At 70.8% G+C, this 16,461-nt stretch carries 15 protein-coding genes; 4 read left to right on the top strand and 11 right to left on the bottom strand.

Going from position 1 to position 16,461, the window contains the following annotated elements:
* From GVL03_RS06255 to GVL03_RS06235, 5 genes are all read right to left on the bottom strand, one after another.
* A partial coding sequence (locus GVL03_RS06255) for an ABC transporter ATP-binding protein (RefSeq protein ID WP_159500132.1) occupies positions 1 to 702 on the bottom strand: 702 nt, incomplete at its 3' end.
* On the bottom strand, positions 699 to 2,684 hold the full coding sequence (locus GVL03_RS06250) for a dipeptide/oligopeptide/nickel ABC transporter permease/ATP-binding protein (RefSeq protein WP_159500131.1): 1,986 nt from the start codon (positions 2,682 to 2,684) through the stop codon (positions 699 to 701). The genes GVL03_RS06250 and GVL03_RS06255, both read right to left, overlap by 4 nt.
* The gene (locus GVL03_RS06245; protein ID WP_159500130.1) at positions 2,684 to 3,679 is read right to left on the bottom strand and encodes an ABC transporter permease; all 996 of its coding nucleotides are present in this window, start codon (positions 3,677 to 3,679) and stop codon (positions 2,684 to 2,686) included. Before GVL03_RS06245 ends, GVL03_RS06250 begins: the two co-directional genes overlap by 1 nt.
* Positions 3,680 to 3,758: 79 nt before the next feature.
* On the bottom strand, positions 3,759 to 5,360 hold the full coding sequence (locus GVL03_RS06240; protein WP_159500129.1) for an ABC transporter substrate-binding protein: 1,602 nt from the start codon (positions 5,358 to 5,360) through the stop codon (positions 3,759 to 3,761).
* 66 nt (positions 5,361 to 5,426) lie between these two features.
* Entirely contained in the window at positions 5,427 to 6,830 is a 1,404-nt protein-coding gene (locus tag GVL03_RS06235; RefSeq protein WP_159500128.1) for a serine hydrolase, read from the bottom strand.
* A 167-nt stretch (positions 6,831 to 6,997) separates the two neighbouring features.
* Here GVL03_RS06235 and GVL03_RS06230 point away from each other — a divergent pair, with 167 nt between their 5' ends.
* The gene (locus GVL03_RS06230) at positions 6,998 to 7,900 is read left to right on the top strand and encodes a hypothetical protein (protein WP_159500127.1); all 903 of its coding nucleotides are present in this window, start codon (positions 6,998 to 7,000) and stop codon (positions 7,898 to 7,900) included.
* Complete coding sequence (gene menC / locus GVL03_RS06225; RefSeq protein ID WP_159500126.1) at positions 7,897 to 9,021, top strand: o-succinylbenzoate synthase; 1,125 nt, start codon at positions 7,897 to 7,899, stop codon at positions 9,019 to 9,021. Before GVL03_RS06230 ends, menC begins: the two co-directional genes overlap by 4 nt.
* An 18-nt stretch (positions 9,022 to 9,039) precedes the next feature.
* Here the strand turns inward: menC and GVL03_RS06220 are convergent, their stop codons facing one another.
* Positions 9,040 to 10,734 carry a CdaR family transcriptional regulator gene (locus tag GVL03_RS06220; RefSeq protein ID WP_159500125.1) on the bottom strand — a complete coding sequence of 565 codons (1,695 nt, stop codon included), beginning with the start codon at positions 10,732 to 10,734 and terminating at the stop codon, positions 9,040 to 9,042.
* A 244-nt stretch (positions 10,735 to 10,978) separates the two neighbouring features.
* Entirely contained in the window at positions 10,979 to 11,440 is a 462-nt protein-coding gene (locus GVL03_RS06215; RefSeq protein ID WP_159500124.1) for a DUF2000 family protein, read from the bottom strand.
* Between the two features lie 48 nt (positions 11,441 to 11,488).
* On the opposite strand from GVL03_RS06215, the gene GVL03_RS06210 reads away from it, so the two are divergent.
* Both GVL03_RS06210 and GVL03_RS06205 read left to right on the top strand, forming a co-directional pair.
* Positions 11,489 to 12,295 carry an AraC family transcriptional regulator gene (locus tag GVL03_RS06210; protein WP_159500123.1) on the top strand — a complete coding sequence of 269 codons (807 nt, stop codon included), beginning with the start codon at positions 11,489 to 11,491 and terminating at the stop codon, positions 12,293 to 12,295.
* Positions 12,296 to 12,481: 186 nt separating this feature from the next.
* Positions 12,482 to 12,844 carry a DUF1801 domain-containing protein gene (locus GVL03_RS06205; protein ID WP_159500122.1) on the top strand — a complete coding sequence of 121 codons (363 nt, stop codon included), beginning with the start codon at positions 12,482 to 12,484 and terminating at the stop codon, positions 12,842 to 12,844.
* A 37-nt stretch (positions 12,845 to 12,881) separates the two neighbouring features.
* Here GVL03_RS06205 and GVL03_RS06200 read toward each other — a convergent pair whose 3' ends face one another.
* The 4 genes from GVL03_RS06200 to GVL03_RS06190 all read right to left on the bottom strand — a co-directional run bounded on the left by GVL03_RS06200 (position 12,882) and on the right by GVL03_RS06190 (position 16,322).
* Entirely contained in the window at positions 12,882 to 13,877 is a 996-nt protein-coding gene (locus GVL03_RS06200) for an arsenic resistance protein (RefSeq protein ID WP_159500121.1), read from the bottom strand.
* 263 nt (positions 13,878 to 14,140) lie between these two features.
* Positions 14,141 to 14,275 carry a hypothetical protein gene (locus GVL03_RS22595; RefSeq protein WP_306770316.1) on the bottom strand — a complete coding sequence of 45 codons (135 nt, stop codon included), beginning with the start codon at positions 14,273 to 14,275 and terminating at the stop codon, positions 14,141 to 14,143.
* A 160-nt stretch (positions 14,276 to 14,435) separates the two neighbouring features.
* Positions 14,436 to 15,668: an MFS transporter gene (locus GVL03_RS06195; protein WP_159500120.1), complete on the bottom strand. Its 1,233-nt coding sequence runs from the start codon at positions 15,666 to 15,668 to the stop codon at positions 14,436 to 14,438.
* A gap of 93 nt (positions 15,669 to 15,761) precedes the next feature.
* Positions 15,762 to 16,322, bottom strand: a complete 561-nt coding sequence (locus tag GVL03_RS06190) for a TetR family transcriptional regulator (protein WP_200847078.1) — start codon at positions 16,320 to 16,322, stop codon at positions 15,762 to 15,764.
* Positions 16,323 to 16,461: the final 139 nt, after the last annotated feature.

The following is a 16,461-nucleotide window of genomic DNA, read 5'->3' as shown; positions in this document are numbered from 1 at the left end:
GGTGTAGGGGTGGGTGGGTGCTTCGAGGACGCTCGAGACCGCGCCGTGCTCGACGATGCGTCCGTGCCGCATGACGGCGACGGAGGAGGCGACATAGCGCACGACGGCGAGATTATGGGAGATGAACAGCATCGACAGGCCCAGCTCCCGCTGAAGCTCGCGCACCAGGTTCAGCACGGCGCCCTGCACCGACACGTCGAGCGCGGAGGTGATCTCGTCGGCGATGATCATCTCGGGTCGTGCGGCGAGGGCGCGGGCGATGCCGACCCGCTGTCGTTGGCCGCCGGACAGCTCGCGCGGGCGGGCGTCGCGCCGGGCGGGATCGAGGTGTACGAGGGCGAGCAGACGGTCGATCTCCGCTTTCCGCTGGCGGCGCGGGATGGTCCGGGGCAGCATCTCGGCGATCGACTGTCCGATGCTCATGCGGGGGTCGAGGGAGGACTGGGGATCCTGGAACACCATCTGCACGGGGCGGCGTCCGCGCCGGACCGCGTTCTGCCCGTCGAGCAGGATGCGCCCGCTCGTGATCGGTGTGAGGCCGACGGCGGCGCGGGCGATGGTCGACTTTCCCGAGCCCGACTCGCCCACGAGGCCGACGATCCGGCCCGGCGGCACCTCGAGGGTGACGTCGTCGACGGCGAGATGGGCTGCGGCTCCATGGCCGTAGCGGACGGTGAGTCCCTCGATGCGCAGTCCGCTCATGATCGTCTCTCCCCCGCCGCCGTGATCGGGAGTGCCGCCGTCGGCACGGGGGCCTCCGCCCGCTCGACATCGGCCGCGGAGGTGACCGGATGCCAGCACGCGACCCGGTGCCGCGGATCCGCGCTGTCCGCCGCCGGCGCGAGTGCGGGGTCGTCCTGGCGGCAGCGCGCGCTCGCGAAGGGGCACCGGGCGGCGTATGCGCACCCGGCGGGCACGTCCGCAGGGCCGACGGGGCGTCCGGGGATCGTGGCCAGTGGCGCATCACGGTCGGTCGTCATGTCCGGTACCGCCGCGATGAGCGCACGGGTGTAGGGATGGCGGGCGGCATCGGCGAGGTCGTCGGAGGAGACCTCCTCCACGATGCGGCCGGCGTACATGACGACGATGCGGTCGGTGACCTGCCGGACCACCGCGACGTCATGGCTGATCAGCAGCACGGCGACGCCGTTCTCGCGACGCATCGCGGTCAGCAGGTCGAGCACCTGCTTCTGGACGGTGACGTCGAGGGCGGTGGTGGGCTCGTCGGCGATGACCACTGTCGGCTGCGCCATCAGGCCCATCGCGATCATGGCGCGCTGGCGCATCCCGCCGGAGAACTCATGGGGATACTGCCGTGCGCGCTGCTCCGGGGAGGGGATGCGAACCGAGCCGAGCCGGGCCGTGGCCTGTTCACGGGCCTGCTTCCACGTCATCCCGCCGTGGAAGCGCGAGACCTCCGCGAGCTGAGTGCCCATCCTGATGGTCGGGTTGAACGAGGTCATGGGGTCCTGGAAGACCATCGCGAGGGAGGCGCCGAGCAGCCGCCGCCGCGTCCGCTTCGCACCGACGGTGCGGTCGGGCTCGGTCAGCTCGACGCCGTGGAAGCGGATCGTGTCGGCCTCCACGCGCAACGGCTCCTCGAGCAGCTGCGCGATCGCGAGCGCGGTGAGCGACTTCCCCGAGCCGGACTCGCCGACGATTCCGACGGCGTCGCCGGCGCCGAGCGTGAGGCTCACGCCTCGGACGGCGGACACGGCGCCGTGTGCACCGGGAAGGCTCACTCGCAGGTTGCGGACCTCCAGCACCACGTCGGACCCGTCCCCCGGCGCCGCGGCGGATCGCGCGTGCGCGCGGCTCTCGCGCAGCCGTCGCATGCGGCCGCGTGCGCCGCTGACGGCTCCGGGCAGCGTCTCGACCGCGTAGGCCTTGGCGAGGACCTCTCCGGAGAGGGTGAACGCGAGTCCGGCGAGGACCACGGCGATGCCGGGGGCGAGGGCGGCGAGCGGGTTGAGGTAGATCCGGCTGAGTCCTTCCATCATCAGCCTGCCCCAGTCGTAGGCGGGCGCCTGCACGCCGAGGCCGAGGAAGGACAGCCCGGCGAAGGTGAGCAGAGCGGAGCCGGCGGCGATCGTCGCGTTCACGATGAGCGGCTCGGCGATGTTGGGCAGCACGTGACGGATGAGGATGCGCACGCGCCCCTGACCGGCGGTGCGCGCGGCGGCGACGAAGTCGCGTTCGACGATCCCCGCGATGAGCGTCTGGCAGAACCGGGCGAAGGACGGGGCGCCCGCGATGCCGATCGCCCACATCGCAGCGAACTCGCCCACACCGAGGATCACCGACATGAAGAGCGCGAGCAGGATCCCGGGGAAGGCCACGGCGATGTTCACGGCGGCGATCACGATCCGCCCGAGGCGGCGGCCGAGCAGCAACGGCGCCGCGCCGAGGACGACCCCGATGACCAGGGCGATGCCCGTCGCTCCGAGCGCGAGGACGATCGTCAGACGCGTGGCCACCAGGGTGCGCAGCAGCAGGTCGCGACCGAGGGCGTCGGTACCCACCGGATGCTCCGCCGAGGGCGGGGCGTTCAGGTCGGAGGTGTTCGTCGCCTCGGCCGCGTCGCCCCAGAGGAGGGGCGCGAGCACAGCGGTCGACAACAGCAGGGCGAGCATGATGACGGCGCAGATCCCGAGGGGGCCGCGCAGCGTCTGCAGGGCACGCATCACTGCTCTCCGATGGTCGAGCGGGGATCGAGGACCGCGAGGATCGTGTCGACCACGGTGTTGGTCAGCAGCACACCGGCTCCGAGGACGAGCACGATCCCCTGCACCACCGGGTAGTCCTTCGCGAGGATGGAGCCGGAAACGGTTCCGCCGATGCCCGGCCAGGCGAAGACGTTCTCCACGAGGACCGTGCCCGCGATCATCGTCCCGAGGAGGAGTCCGCCGAGGGTGAGCGCTGCGGTCACGGCGTTGGGAAGGGCGTGGCGCAGCACGATCCGCCTGCCGGTGAGCCGCTTGGCACGGGCGGTGCGCGCATAGTCGGCGTCGAGCGCGGCAAGCAGCTCGACACGCACGATGCGCGCGAGGATCGCGGCTGGCCCCACCGCGAGCGCGAGCACGGGCAGGACGTATGACGCCGGGCCGGAGGCGCCGGCCACCGGCAGCCACTGCAGAGTGACGCCGAACACCCAGACCAGCGCGACGCCGAGCACGAAGTCGGGGATGAGCGCGAGGACCACGCTCGTGGAGGCGAAGCCGAGCTCGACGGCGCGGTTGCGCTCGCGCCGTGTCAGCACCGCGACCGCGGCGCCGAGGGGGACCGCGATCACCACGGCGACGACGAACGCCGCCGCCCCCAGAGCGAGCGTCGCAGGCAGCCGTGCGCCGATGACCTCCACGGCGGGCAGCCGGTACTGGATCGAGGTGCCGAGGTCGCCGACGAGCAGACCGCCGAGGAATCGGACGTACTGCTCGATCAGAGGCCCGTCCAGGCCGAGATTGACGCGCGTCTGTTCGATGAGCTGCGCCGAGGCGGTCGGCCCCAGGGCGGCGCGTACGGGGTCTCCGGGCACGAGGTGGATCATGAGGAACGCCGCCGTGACCAGGACCCACAGCGAGACCAGCAGGCGTCCGCCGCGACGCACCGCGAAGCGTACCCAGCGGTTGCGGGTCCACGCGGGCGTGGTCGCCGCGGGGAAGGTGGCCGTTTCGCTCATCACGGTGGGGGGATCCTCGTCTTCCTTCACGGTCCGGGTGCCCCGTGCGTTCACGGGGCACCCGGATTCGATCGGCGCGTCAGCGCGTCATCCGGATGCTGGTCGGGTCGATCGTCCCGGGCCAGCGGAACTCGGCTCCGCTGCCGTACAGCGACTGGACGGTGTTGGCGAAGGGCAGGACGTCGAGGTCGGCGACCAGTGCCTCCTCCGCGGCGAACCAGGCGTCGCAGCTGTCCGCGCCGATGAGGCTCATGGCGTCGGCGACGCCGGCGTCGTACGCCTCGTTCGCGATCGAGGCGAAGTTCGAGCCTCCCTCCGCGGGCGGCGGCCCGCTGATGAGACCGACGATCTGATCAGGACTGTTCACGTTCAACGGCTCCCAGACGACGTCCCACGAGCCGCCGCCGAACAGGATCCCCGCCAGCTCGTCGGTGGGCAGGGTGCTCGCCTGCACGTCGATGCCGATCTCGGTCCATGCCGCGACGGCGAGCTCCGCGGCGGCGGCCCCGCCGGAGCCGAGAGCGGAGTCGTGGATGAAGGAGATCGACAGAGGTCGTCCGTCGCGTTCGCGCACACCGCCGGCGCCCTCGGTCCATCCGGCCTGCTCAAGCGCCTGGGCCGCAGCGTCCGGGTCGAAGGCGGGGAAGGCCGCGGTGAAGTCGCCGCCCTGGCACGTGGTCGGCTCGACGACGGCGAGCTGCGTGGCGCGTTCGCCTTCGCCGGAGGTGATGACGTTGGCGAGCTCGTCGAGATCGAGCGCCTGCGTGAGTGCCGTGCGGACGGCGAGCTCCGCCGTCACGTTGCCGGGAGCGTGGTTGAACCACTGTTCGCCGGTGACTGCGCGGTTCTCGACGGAGAACAGCGGCTCGAGGCGTGCGGCGTCGGGTCCGAGCACGGAGCCGGCGTTCACCTCGCCGGACAGCAGCAGGTTCGCGAGGGTCGTCTCGTTGGGCACGATCCGGAGTTCGACGACGGCCGGCAGTCCCTCTTCGTCGGTGCTCGCCCCATCGGGACCCCACGTGTAACCGTCGCGCACCTCGTAGGTGTAGCGGTCGTTGGCCACGGCCTCGGTGAGCACGTACGCTCCGGTGCCCTGTGTCTCGGAGGCGAGGAGGCTGCGATCCGCCAAGCCCGCCTCACAGACCATCGGCACGCCCGCGAGGCCTTCGAGGACGAAGGGTGCGGGTGAGGCGAGGGTCAGGGTGAGGGTGCCGGTGTCGTCATCGGCGTCGGTGGTGACCCCCGCGGGCACGTACACCGCCAGCAGCGGGCTCGCATTGGCGGGATCGGCGATGAAGTCGATGTTCGCCGCCGCCGTCGAGGCGGTGAAGGCCGAGCCGTCCGCGCACGTGACATCGTCGCGCAGGGTGAGGGTGACCGTGGTGCCGTCGACGCTCCAGTCGGATGCGAGGTTCGACACGATGGTGTTGTCGGCGTCGAGACCCACGAGCTGGTCGTAGGCGAACCGCGCGGCGTTCAGCCCGGAGCCGGTGATGGCCAGATGCGGGTCGAGCGCGCCGAGGTCGCTGGCGAGCGCGAACACGAAGGTGCCGCCGTCGACGTACTCGGCGTCCCCGTCGGTTCCGCCGCCCGAGCAGGCGGCGAGCGCGACGACGCCGGCCAGAGAGAGTGCGGCGAACGCCGTGCGGCGGGTGCCCGGCGGAGGCGGGAGCATGTTCATTCGGTGTCCTTCGGTGGAGGCGGGCCGTGCGAACCGGGACCGACGCACGGGTGGTGCTCGATGGGATCAGGGGTGACGCGGCATGGCGCGGCCGGTGTGGAGGAAGCGAGCGGGTTCCCCGTCGACCCCGACGAACGCGTAGACGAAGTGCGTCCCCATCCGCTTCTCCAGCGTGATGAGACTGCCGTCGTGATAAGGCACGAGGCGGGTGCGCTGCTGCGGCTGGGCGAGCTCGGCGAACGCTCCCTTGGGCACCTCGTCCACCCACAGTCGGCCCTCGTCGTCTCGGGTGACGATCATGTCGAGGATGGAGGCGGAGTAGGTGCCGACGTAGTAGGCCGCCTCCGTCTCTTCGAGCGTTTCCTCGAGATCGGGCGGTGTGGGCAGTGGCTTGAGGAGCTCGGCCCCGGTGAGCCGGTCGAACAGGGCGCCGAAGAGCTCGCGGTAGAGGGCCATGGAGTCTCCGCCGTTCGTGAGCAGCGCGATCGCGATCCCCCGTGCGGGGAGGATGCGCAGGAAGGCGCTCTGGCCGATCGTGTTGCCGTCGTGCGAGACGACACGGCCCGCGGTCGTCTCGTCGATCTCCCATCCGAGACCCCACGCGTTGCCGAGCAGGCCGAGGTCGGGAACCTCGGCGTGGATCTCCCGCATGGCACCGACCGACTCTTCGGAGAGCACCCGCCGGCCGTCTGCGGCCTGTCCGTTCGCCAGGTGCATGCGTGCGAACGCGAGGAGATCGCGCGCCGTCATCGACAGGCTCGCTCCCGCGGGTCCGTTGGAGCGCACGAGGCTCCACATCGGGGCGGGGACCAGGGTTCCCTCGGGATCGGCGACGTGTCCTTGGGCGACGCGGTGCATGATGGCCTCGTACGGCCCCGGCGCGGCGTGCCGCAGGCCGAGCGGTTCGATCAGGTGCTCGGTCAGGACGCGTTCCCAGTGGGCGCCGCGCAGCACCTCGACGAGTCTGCCGAGCACCACGTACCCGGCGTTGTTGTAGGAGAACCGCTCCCCCGGCGGGAACAGCTGGGGGGTGTCCGCGAGCGTCGCGACGTACTTCTGCACGCAGTCGTCACCGCGTCCGGTGTCGGTGAACAGATCTCCCTCGAATCCCGCACGGTGGGAGAGCAGGTGTCGGGCGGTGATCGCCGCTGCGGCGTCCTCGTCGGCGATGTGGAACTCGGGAAGGTACGCGCGGATCGGCGTGTCCAGGTCCAGCAGCCCCTCGTCGACGAGCTGCATGACGAGGGTGGCGGTCCAGACCTTCGTGATGGAGCCGATCTGGAACAGCGAGTCCGTGTCGGCCTCGACTCCGGTGCCGAGGTGCAGCAGGCCGGCGGCGGAGTCGATGGTCTCATCGTCGATGAGCACGCCGACGGCGGCGCCCGGCACGCCGTGCGCGGCGATGAGGCGCGCAAGCTCGGTGTTCAGCCAAGAGCGGAGGTCGTCCGTCGCGGAGGAGGAGGTTGACATAGCACGACCGTACGAAGGCGCCGTCGGTCCGGGTTCATCCGGGAGGACAACCTTCATGGGTGCCGTTCGTCGGATCCGACAATGCGTCGCGACGCCACGCTGGCGATCCTGATTCCTATGCACTCACTCCTGCCCGCCCTGCCCCCGCGCGTCTCGGATCGCGTCCGGTGAGGTCCCGCGACGACACCGCCACGGCAGCGCTCGCTCAGGACGGCACCGTCGCCTCCTCGGGCGGCGGGATCTCGCGCGCCGCCGAGGCGCGCGCCCTCGCCGATGACGCGCTCGAGCGCGCCGGCCTCGTGCTGGAGTGGGCGCACGACCCCGCCCGGACCAGGACGGCGTCGGCCGTGCTCACCGAGGTGTGGGGCGCGAGCGACACCGCGATGATCGATCCGGCGCTTCTGGTCGCGATCGCGCATGCGGGCAATCTCGTGGCCGTCGCGCTCGTCGACGGGGAGCCGGCGGGCGCCGCCGTGGGGTTCTGCGGACCCCCGGGGACCCCGTTCCACTCTCACATCGTGGGGTTGCTGCCGCATTCGGTCGGCCGCGGGCGCGGGCGGGCGATCAAGCTCGCCCAGCGCGCGTGGTGTCTCGAGCACGGCATCGACGCGATGACGTGGACGTACGACCCCCTCGTCGCCCGCAACGCGGGTTTCAACATCCGCAGCCTCGGCGCCGACGTCGTGGAGTACCTCCCGGACTTCTACGGCGAGATGACCGACGCGATCAACGTGGGGCACCACTCGGACCGCCTCTTCGTGCGCTGGGACCTCCGGGCGGAGCCGCGGGTGCGTGCGACGCAGGAGCCCACGTCCCTGCATGGCCATCTGGCCGTCGCGGATGTCGCGGGAGAGCCCACCGGATACGTCAGGCCCGGCGACCCGTCGTCGCGCGTGCTCGTGGCCGTGCCCGCCGATGTGTCCTCCCTTCGTCAGGAGGATCCGGGTCTGGCGCGTCGCTGGCGGCTCGAGGTGCGCGCGGCGCTCCGCGACCTGCTCGCCCGGGGGTGGACGGTGACGGACTTCACACGATCGGGGCACTACGAGCTCCACCGGAAAGGTGACACATGAAACTGCTCAGCCTGCGCATGCACCATCTTCGGATGCCCTTGGTCTCCCCCTTCACGACGTCCTTCATGACGCAGACGCACAAGCGCTGCTTCCTCGTGGAGGCGGAGCTGGAGATCGCCGACGGCCGGGTCGTCACCGGGTGGGGCGAGAACGTCGCCCTCGACCGCCCGTACTACTCGGCCGAGTATCTGGACGGCTCGGCGGATGTGGTGGCGCGATGGATCGCGCCGCTGCTGTTCGCGGTCGACGTCCTCACCGCCGAGACGGTGGGGCACCATCTGCGCGCGATCGTGGGCAATCCGATGGCCAAGGCCGCGGTGGAGATGGCGGTCCTGGACGCGCAGCTGCGCGCCGAGGGGCGGTCGTTCGCCTCGTATCTGGGCGCAGTGGCCCGCGCCGTCCCCTCCGGCGTGTCGGTGGGCATCCAGGACTCGGTCGAGGCCACGGTCCGCGCGGTAGGCGGCTACGTCGACGAGGGATACGCACGCATCAAGCTCAAGATCCGCCCCGGCGCGGACCTGGCGCACGTCGCCGCGGTCCGCCGCGAGTTCGGCGATGATCTGCCCTTCCAGGTCGACGCGAACGCCGCGTACACCCTGGTCGACGCCGCGCATCTGCAGCGCCTCGACGACTTCGGTCTCCTGCTCATCGAGCAGCCGCTCGGCGAGGCTGATCTTCGCCAGCATGCGCAACTGGCGGGCCAGCTGCGCACCCCCATCTGCCTCGACGAGTCGGTCGTCTCGGCCGAGAGCGCCGTGGACGCGATCGCCCTGGGAGCCGCGGCGATCATCAACGTCAAGCCCGGCCGGGTCGGCGGCTATCTCGAGGCGCGCCGCATCCATGACATCGCTCGCGCCCACGGGATCGCGGTGTGGTGCGGCGGGATGCTGGAGACCGGCGTCGGTCGCGCGGCCAACACCGCGCTCGCCGCGCTGCCGGGCTTCACCTTGCCCGGAGACATCTCGGGGTCCGACCGCTTCTTCGCCGACGACATCGTCACCGCGCCGATCCGCATGCACGACGGCGTCGTCGACGTGCCGACCGGCCCCGGCTTCGGAGTCGAGGTCGACCGCGAGCGGCTCGAGCGGTACCGCACCGCTGTCGTCGACGTGGGCGTCTGAGTCATCGCGAGACGGCGCTCAGCCGTGGGCCGCGAGCTCGGGGATGATGCGCAGCTGCAGCTGAGCGGAGAATCGGACCTCGGGATCCCCCAGGTCCATCCGTCCGACCTCGGCGAGACGACGCAGTCGGTAACGGAACGTGTTCGTGTGGATGTGCAGCGACTCCGCGGCTGCCGTGGCGTCGCCGAAGTGATCGAGCCATGCCCGCAGGGTCGCGACGAACGCAGTGTCGCTCGCGCGGTCGTGCGCGAGCAGCCGCGCCACCGGGCCGGTCGCCTGTTCCCCGCTCTCCCGCACGCGATCGCGAAGCTCGAGCAGCAAGGACTCGACATGCACATACTCGAACAGCGCGACGCGCGATGAACCGGGGCCGTGCTCGAGCTGCACGCGCAGTGCACGCTCGGCGCCCTCGCGCGAGCGCGCGATCCCGGCCGGGCCGTCCGCCACGCGTCCGATCCCGATCATGACCGGCAGACGGGGACCGATCCGTGCGAGGAAGTCCTCCGCCAGCCGGAGGACCCGCCCTTCGCCCCCGGGGGCGGAGCTCACCGGCAGCAGCCCATAGATGGTGCTGCCGAGCAGCGCAGCGCTCGCCCGGGGATGCACGGCGGACAGATGCATGGAGATCGCGTCGGCGATCCGCTGACGCTGAGCGTGACGGTCCCCCGCGCCGTCGAGGCCGTCATCGATGTCTTCGATGCCGGCTGCCAGCACCACCACGGGCGCGTCCGCGATGCCGAGCCGATCGAGCGCGTACGCGGACCCCACGCGTCCCTCCAGCGCGGTGCTGAGCAGATCGGCCTGGAGCCGACGCTCGACATCGGCGCCCGCACGCAATCGCAGCAGGTGCAGCGCGACGACCTTCGCGGCGTCGCCGAGAGCGTTCGTGCGTTCGGCGCTCAGTTCCTCGGTGACGGCGGCCCAGATCGATCCGAGGATCTCCCCGCCCGCGCGGACCGCGATCGCGCATCGGAGCTTGAAGTCCGTCCCGTCCGAGTGGAGCTGGATGTACGCCGGGGCCTCCGAGGAGTAGAGCTCCTTGAAGAAGCCCGCCTCCGTCAGCAGCCGCGCATACCGCTCAGGCACCTGACGCTCCAGGATCGTCTCGATACGCGACGAATCGGCCCCGTCCTGTCTGCTGGAGAACGCCAGCACACGCGAGTTGCGGTCCTCGATCGTGATCGGGGCGTCCACGAGGCCGGCGATGGCGTTCGCGAGCGTGAACAGGTCGCCCGTGGGGGGCCCGCCCTCATCCGACTCGTCCGGCCCGGTCAGCAGAGCGGAGACCATCGCGCTCAGTTGCGTCCAGGACGCTCCCCGGGTGAGTCCGAGGAGCGCCAGCTCGCATTCCTGCGCCTTCTTCAGCGTGTCGTCGTCGAGCAGCACCGGCTCGCGCAGCACGACCGCCGCCGCCCCGTGCGTCGCGATCTCGGCGAGCGCAGCGCGGAGATCGGCGCCCGCTGCCATGCCGACGGCGAGCACGACGGCGCCGTCGGGAACCGCCTGGTCGTCCAGCGGGTCGAACACGACCACCCCGCCGACGCGCCTGCGTGGCGCCGGGATCGGTGCAAGAGGTGAGAGGAACGTGGTGCCGAGCTCTTCGAGCACACGTTGGATCGTCGGCAGAGGCCGCGGCGACTCGTCGCGCGCGGCAGCGGTGAGTGCCCGGCCCGTCGCGAACGCAGCGAAGGCGAGAGGCGGGACGACGGTCATGCGTTCACGCTAGCGAGATGCTCCAGACCGGCAGCCGCATACCAGGAAGTCTTCACAGGAACGAAACATCTCGCGCCCTGACTCTCTCCCGACCTCCATCGCGCGTCCTCGGGTCACGGCGCACTGCGCGCGGAGGCCGCGCCCCTCCCACTGATGAGAGCGGATGATCGGCTGCTCCCGCTCGATGCCGACGGCGGCGTCCGGGCATGCGAGTGCACGACGATGCGCGTGGGACTCGCCGCTGTCAGACGTGCTTCGACGCGCTCTTCGTGATGCGGTCGACCGCGTTGCGAGGGCCCCGGATCGCGAGTCCGACGATCTCGAGCTCAGCGGCGGACACCGCCGCGACGGCGGCTCGATTGGCCTCGTCGTGGGAGGTCGAGAAGAGATCGCGGGTGTAGACGGCGACCGCCATGCCGCGATCGAGCGCCTTCGCTCTCGCCGTCGCCAGAGCCGCGAGGCCGGCCGTGAAGACCAGCACGGGCTGGCGAAGCATCGGCAGGTACTCGTTGCCGTCGCGGTCCCGGTACGGCTCGCCGACCAGATCGGCGGCGCTGGTCGCGACACCGCTCATCAGGAACGCCGTGACGTTGAGCTCTTGCCACGGCAGCAGGCCGGAGCGCAGCAGCACCGCGACCCTGGTGTCGAAACGGATCTGGGCGGGCGGCTCGACCCCGAGGCCGTGCTCTGCGGTGTTGGCATCCATCCTCCGACTCTCCGCCATCGGCGCCTCGAGGGCTTGTACGTTTGTCGCATGGTCGAGTCGCTCCGGGCATGGCACCCCGATGTGCCCGTGGTCCAGGAGGTTCTGCACGCGACCTTCGAGCATCACGCCTACCCCGCCCACACCCACGATTCGTGGGCGGTGCTGGTCATCGACGAAGGGGCGGTCGCCTACGACCTCGATCGCACCGCGCACCGCGCGACTCCTGCGACGGTCACCCTGCTGCCCCCGCACGTGCCCCACGACGGCCGCTCCGCGACGCCGGGCGTGCGCTTTCGCAAGCGCGTGCTGTACCTCGACGCGGCGTGGCTGCCCTCCCGAGCCGCCGGCGCCGCCGTGGCTTCCCCGACCCTGCGCGACCCCCGCGCGACGACCGCCGTCGACCGCGTCCACTCCGCGCTCGCGTCTCCGGCGGACGTGCTGGAGGCCGAACACGGCATCCTCCTGCTGCACGGCCTCGCGAAGGCACACCTCGGCGAACCCGCGGCACCGACGACGGGCGATGCGCCCTTGGCGCGGCGATTGCGACGCCTGCTCGATGAGCGGCTGACCGAGACGTTCACTCTCGCCGATGCCGCTCGCATTCTCGGATCGCACCCGAGCCGTCTGATGCGGGTCTTCTCCGAGGCGTACGGGATCCCGCCGCATCGCTATGTCACGGGCCGCCGTATCGACCGGGCTCGTCGACTGCTGCTCGATGGCCGGGCACCTGCACGAGTGGCCGCCGAGACCGGGTTCTACGATCAGCCGCACCTCACTCGACACTTCCGCAAGGTTCTCGGCACGACCCCTGCGCTGTTCGCGGCTGCGGCCCGCGGTGACGGGGGTCGCGCCTGATATCCTCGATGCCGGCACCCTGCGTGCCCTCGCGCAGTCGATGACGAAGTGCTCGTCTGACACATTCGCGGAGAGGACTGGCATCTGCCAGGACACGTCCGCGATGGAGATTGCGCAACCGGCCCCTCCCGGGGCGGGTTGTGTCAGCCATGCCGCGAATGCGGCGCGAGAGAAGGGCCACTCCCCATGTCCACGACGAACACGGACAAGGCGACGAAAGATCTGCAGGCGGTCCTCGACAGGATCGCCGGATGGCCGGAGCCGTACGCGACGATCGGTGCGCGGCTGCACGAGACGATCCTCGGGGCCGGGCCGAAGCTCAGGCCACGGATCTGGTACGGCATGCCCGGCTACGCCACCGGGCGCAGCACACCGGTGCTGGTGTTCTTCCGCCTCGACGACGGCGTGATGTCCCTCGGTCTGTCCGAGAAGGCGACGGTCGAACGCGAACCCGACAGCACGCTGCGCCCGTCCGCCTGGTTCCTCGACGAGATCGACGACGCCACCCTCGCGAAGATCGCAGACCTCGTGCGAACCGCATTCCGCTGACCAGGAGCGTTGTCTTCACGGGTGGGAACACGCGGCTCTAGAGAGGCCGCGAGCTCGCGGCGGGTCGTGCGTCTCGAACCGGGATGACTCGCGGGACGAGTCGGACGAAGACGACCATGACGAGGAGCTCGACGAGGGTCTGCGTGACGACGACGAGCGGGGCGAGGTCGAACGCGGCGGGCAGGGCGAGGACGAGCGGGAGGACGACGAGGGAGTTGCGGGTCGCACCGCTGAACACGATCGCCCGCCGCGCCGGCGCGTCCAGTCGGGCGGCTTTGCCGGCTGCGGTGCCGATCGGCACCATGACCGTGGCGAACAGGACGTAGACGGGGACGGCCAGCAGGAGCGCGCCGAGCTGCTGTCCGACCCCGGTGATCTGCGAGGCCACCACGATGGCGAGGGTGAGCATCATCAGCGGCACCATCGCCCACAGCACGACATCCTGCACGAGTCGTCCCGGGCGGGTGCGGGCGGCGGCGAGCTGGGTGAGCCAGGCGACGACGAGGGGCAGGACGATGAGCAGCAGGAACGCCTCGACGAACGGGGCGACGTCGACCGTCTCGACGAACTCGGCGCCGACGAACAGCCACAGGTAGAGCGGCAGCAGCAGCATCTGGGCGAGCATCAGCAGCGGTGCGGCCGCGAGCAGCCGATCCTTCGCGCCGCCGGCGATGCCGGTGAACACGATGACGTAGTCCACGCACGGCGTCAGCAGCACGAACAGCACCCCGACCAACAGCACCTGATCGTGCGCGACGATCCGCGACAGGACGAAGACGACGATCGGAACGGCCACGAAGTTCACGATCAGGACCGTGACGAGGAAGCGCCAGTCGCGGAACGCCTGCCCGATCCCGGCGAACGGCACCCCGAGGAAGGTCGCGTAGAGCAGCAGACCGAGCACGGGGTTGATCGCGAGCTCCGCCGGCCGGCTGACCGCGGGAACGAGCAGGCCCACGGCGGCCCCGACAACGAGCGCGGCCAGATAGAGCGCGACCTGGTGCCGCTCCATCCATCTCGCAGCCGCTCGCATGGCCCCATCCTGGCAGGCGCGAGATCGGCTCCATGAGCGAGCCGCCCACGTCGGCGGGGCGCTCCTCACCCCGGGCGCACGGAGCAGAGCGGCCGAGCGACGACGGCGATCATCGGATGCGGCGACGGATGTCGACGAAGGCCTGCACGCCGTCCGCCGTGTCCCCGGGCAGGGTCTCGACGAGACTGGTGGTCTGGAGGTTGCCGAGGAAGAGCGTGTGAGGACGAAGAGGATGATCGCGCCCAGGAGCGAGAAGAAGACGTTCAGGAGAAGAAGACGTTCAGGCGGTCGCGGAAGAAGAGCCGCAGGTTGCGCCTCACGATCGCCCCGACGACGAGCTTCTCGCGGTAGCGCTTGGTCAGTCCCCCGACTTCTATCGCCACGGCGCCTCCGCTCACCCGCGTCCCTCCTACGAGGAGCGCGCTCGCCGAGTGCGAGTGCCGCGGGGATCGCTCAGCGGACAGGGATCTGCCGCAGCGACGATGAAGCGGTTCTCGAGTGCCGAGGGCACGACCGGGCTCTGAGCCGTCCGGCGAGTTCGATGCCGAGCGTGGAGGTTCAGTGCGCGTCCTCCGGTTCGGGATCGAGCGACGGGGGCGACGGGGTGCCCCCGTCGCTCGTGCTGAGATTCGCGACTGCCGCGCCGAGGCACAACAGCGCGATGACGGGCATGCCGATGGCGAGTGCGGCGGCCAGTCCCCGGCCGGTCGCCAGGGCGCCGATGCCGACGGCTCCGCCCGCCTGGGCGAGATAGACGACCAGGTACATCGCGGCGAGGTTCCCGGCGCGGTGCGGCACTGTGGCGGATGCGCTCACCTTCCCGAAGCCGGAGGAGAACAGCAATCCGTACCCGAGTCCGCTGATGATGCTCGCGGCCAGGAAGAGCCCCAGCGATCGGTCGGACCCCGCGGGCAGCAGCATGAGCGAGCCGACGGCGGCAAGAACTCCCCCGCCGAGCGCGGCGCTGCGCGCGCTGACTCGTCGGGCGATCACGGCCGCAGGGATGCCGGCGATGGGCCAGGTCGCCAGCACCGCCCCCGTGAGAAGCGCGTTGTCACTGCCGACGAGATCTCGGGCGATCTGCGCACCCAGCGCCAGGAACACGCCTCCCATGATGAACGCGCTGGCGACGGTGAGGGCGCCGACGAAGAACGTCCCACGGGAGCGGCTCGGCAGTGCCGGCCGGGCCGGACGCCAGGGGGTGCCGGTTCGCGCGGATTCGGGGAGGAACCAGGCGCCCACGATCACGGCGAGGACGACGACGAGCAGCACGACGAACGGCGCGGTCGCCGGAGCGGGGCTGTACTGGACGAGGCCGCCTCCTGCCAGGATCGCGAGAGCCGCACCCGACGAGGTCGCCACGGTGTTCACCGCGCTGACTCGCTCGACTCGCCCGGACCGGTCGAACTCGGCGAGCGCAGCCGCCGCCGCGCTGAGCGCGACTCCGACTCCGACTCCCTGCAGGACTCGTCCCGCGAACAACCACGCCATCGATCCCGCTGCCACGAACACGAGCGTCCCGCAGGCGACGAGGATCATCCCTGCCAGGATGACTCGCCGACGCCCGATCACGTCCGAGAGGGAGCCGAACAGAATGAGCGCGAGGACGAGCGCCACCGGATAGGTGGCGAACAACGCGGTGGTGAGCAGCGGAGTCGCGTGCCACTGATCGAGATAGACCGGATACACCATGGCCGGGGCGCCGCTCGCCCACAACGACAGTGCAAGCACCACTGCGACGAGACCGAACGACGCCGAGCGAGACAGCGTCCTGCGTTGACGGGTTCCCATGGGCCAAGCATGGCCCGTCCCTCCGTCTCGCCAAAGATCAGACGATCGTGCATCGTCCATCACCATCCCACCGGCGCCGCGCGACGTGCCCCATCACGCGAACGCGAGGTCGCCGTCCACGTAACGCTGGATGGTGGGGCCGATCGCAGCGACGACCTCGTCGTCGGGCATGCTCGCAATCGGCTCGATCCTCCAGACATAGCGGGTGAGGCCGAGACCGAGCAGCTGCGAGGCGATGAAGCTCGCCCGAGCACGGGACTCCGCCCCGTCGTCGCTCAGTCGCGCCGGGCCCATGAGCTGCCTGGTGATGAGGTCACGGAGGCGCTCGAGGGTCTCGGGATGGTGCGCGGCCGTGAGCAGCACGGTTCTCAGCAGCGCGGAGGCCTCGGGGTCGCTCCAGTTCGCCATCGTCACCCGCACAAGCGCCTCCCCTGTCTCGCCGCGTGGCGAGGACCATGCCGCAACGATGCGCTCGAGCATCGCGGGCGGCGCCTGGAGGCACGCGTGCAGCAGCTCGTCCTTGCTCCGGTAGTAGTGATAGACGAGCGCCGGGTCGACCCCGGCCTGCCGCGCGATCGCGCGGACGCTCGTGCCCTGATATCCGCTGGATGAGAACTCGGCACGAGCGGCCGCGAGGATGCGCTCGGCCAGCACACCGCGATCCTCACGCGGCCCGGGCCTGGGGACGCCCCCGCGGGGCGATGCGCGCGCCTCATCGTCGCTCGGGTCCCTTGACATTGTTTCATCATAGCGTGAAACTAATGTCTCATCCTAGGATGAGACTCCCTGGGAG

The organism is Microbacterium sp. 18062 (assembly GCF_902706225.1).
Lineage (GTDB): Bacteria > Actinomycetota > Actinomycetes > Actinomycetales > Microbacteriaceae > Microbacterium.
This window is presented reverse-complemented; position numbering and strand designations above follow the sequence as displayed.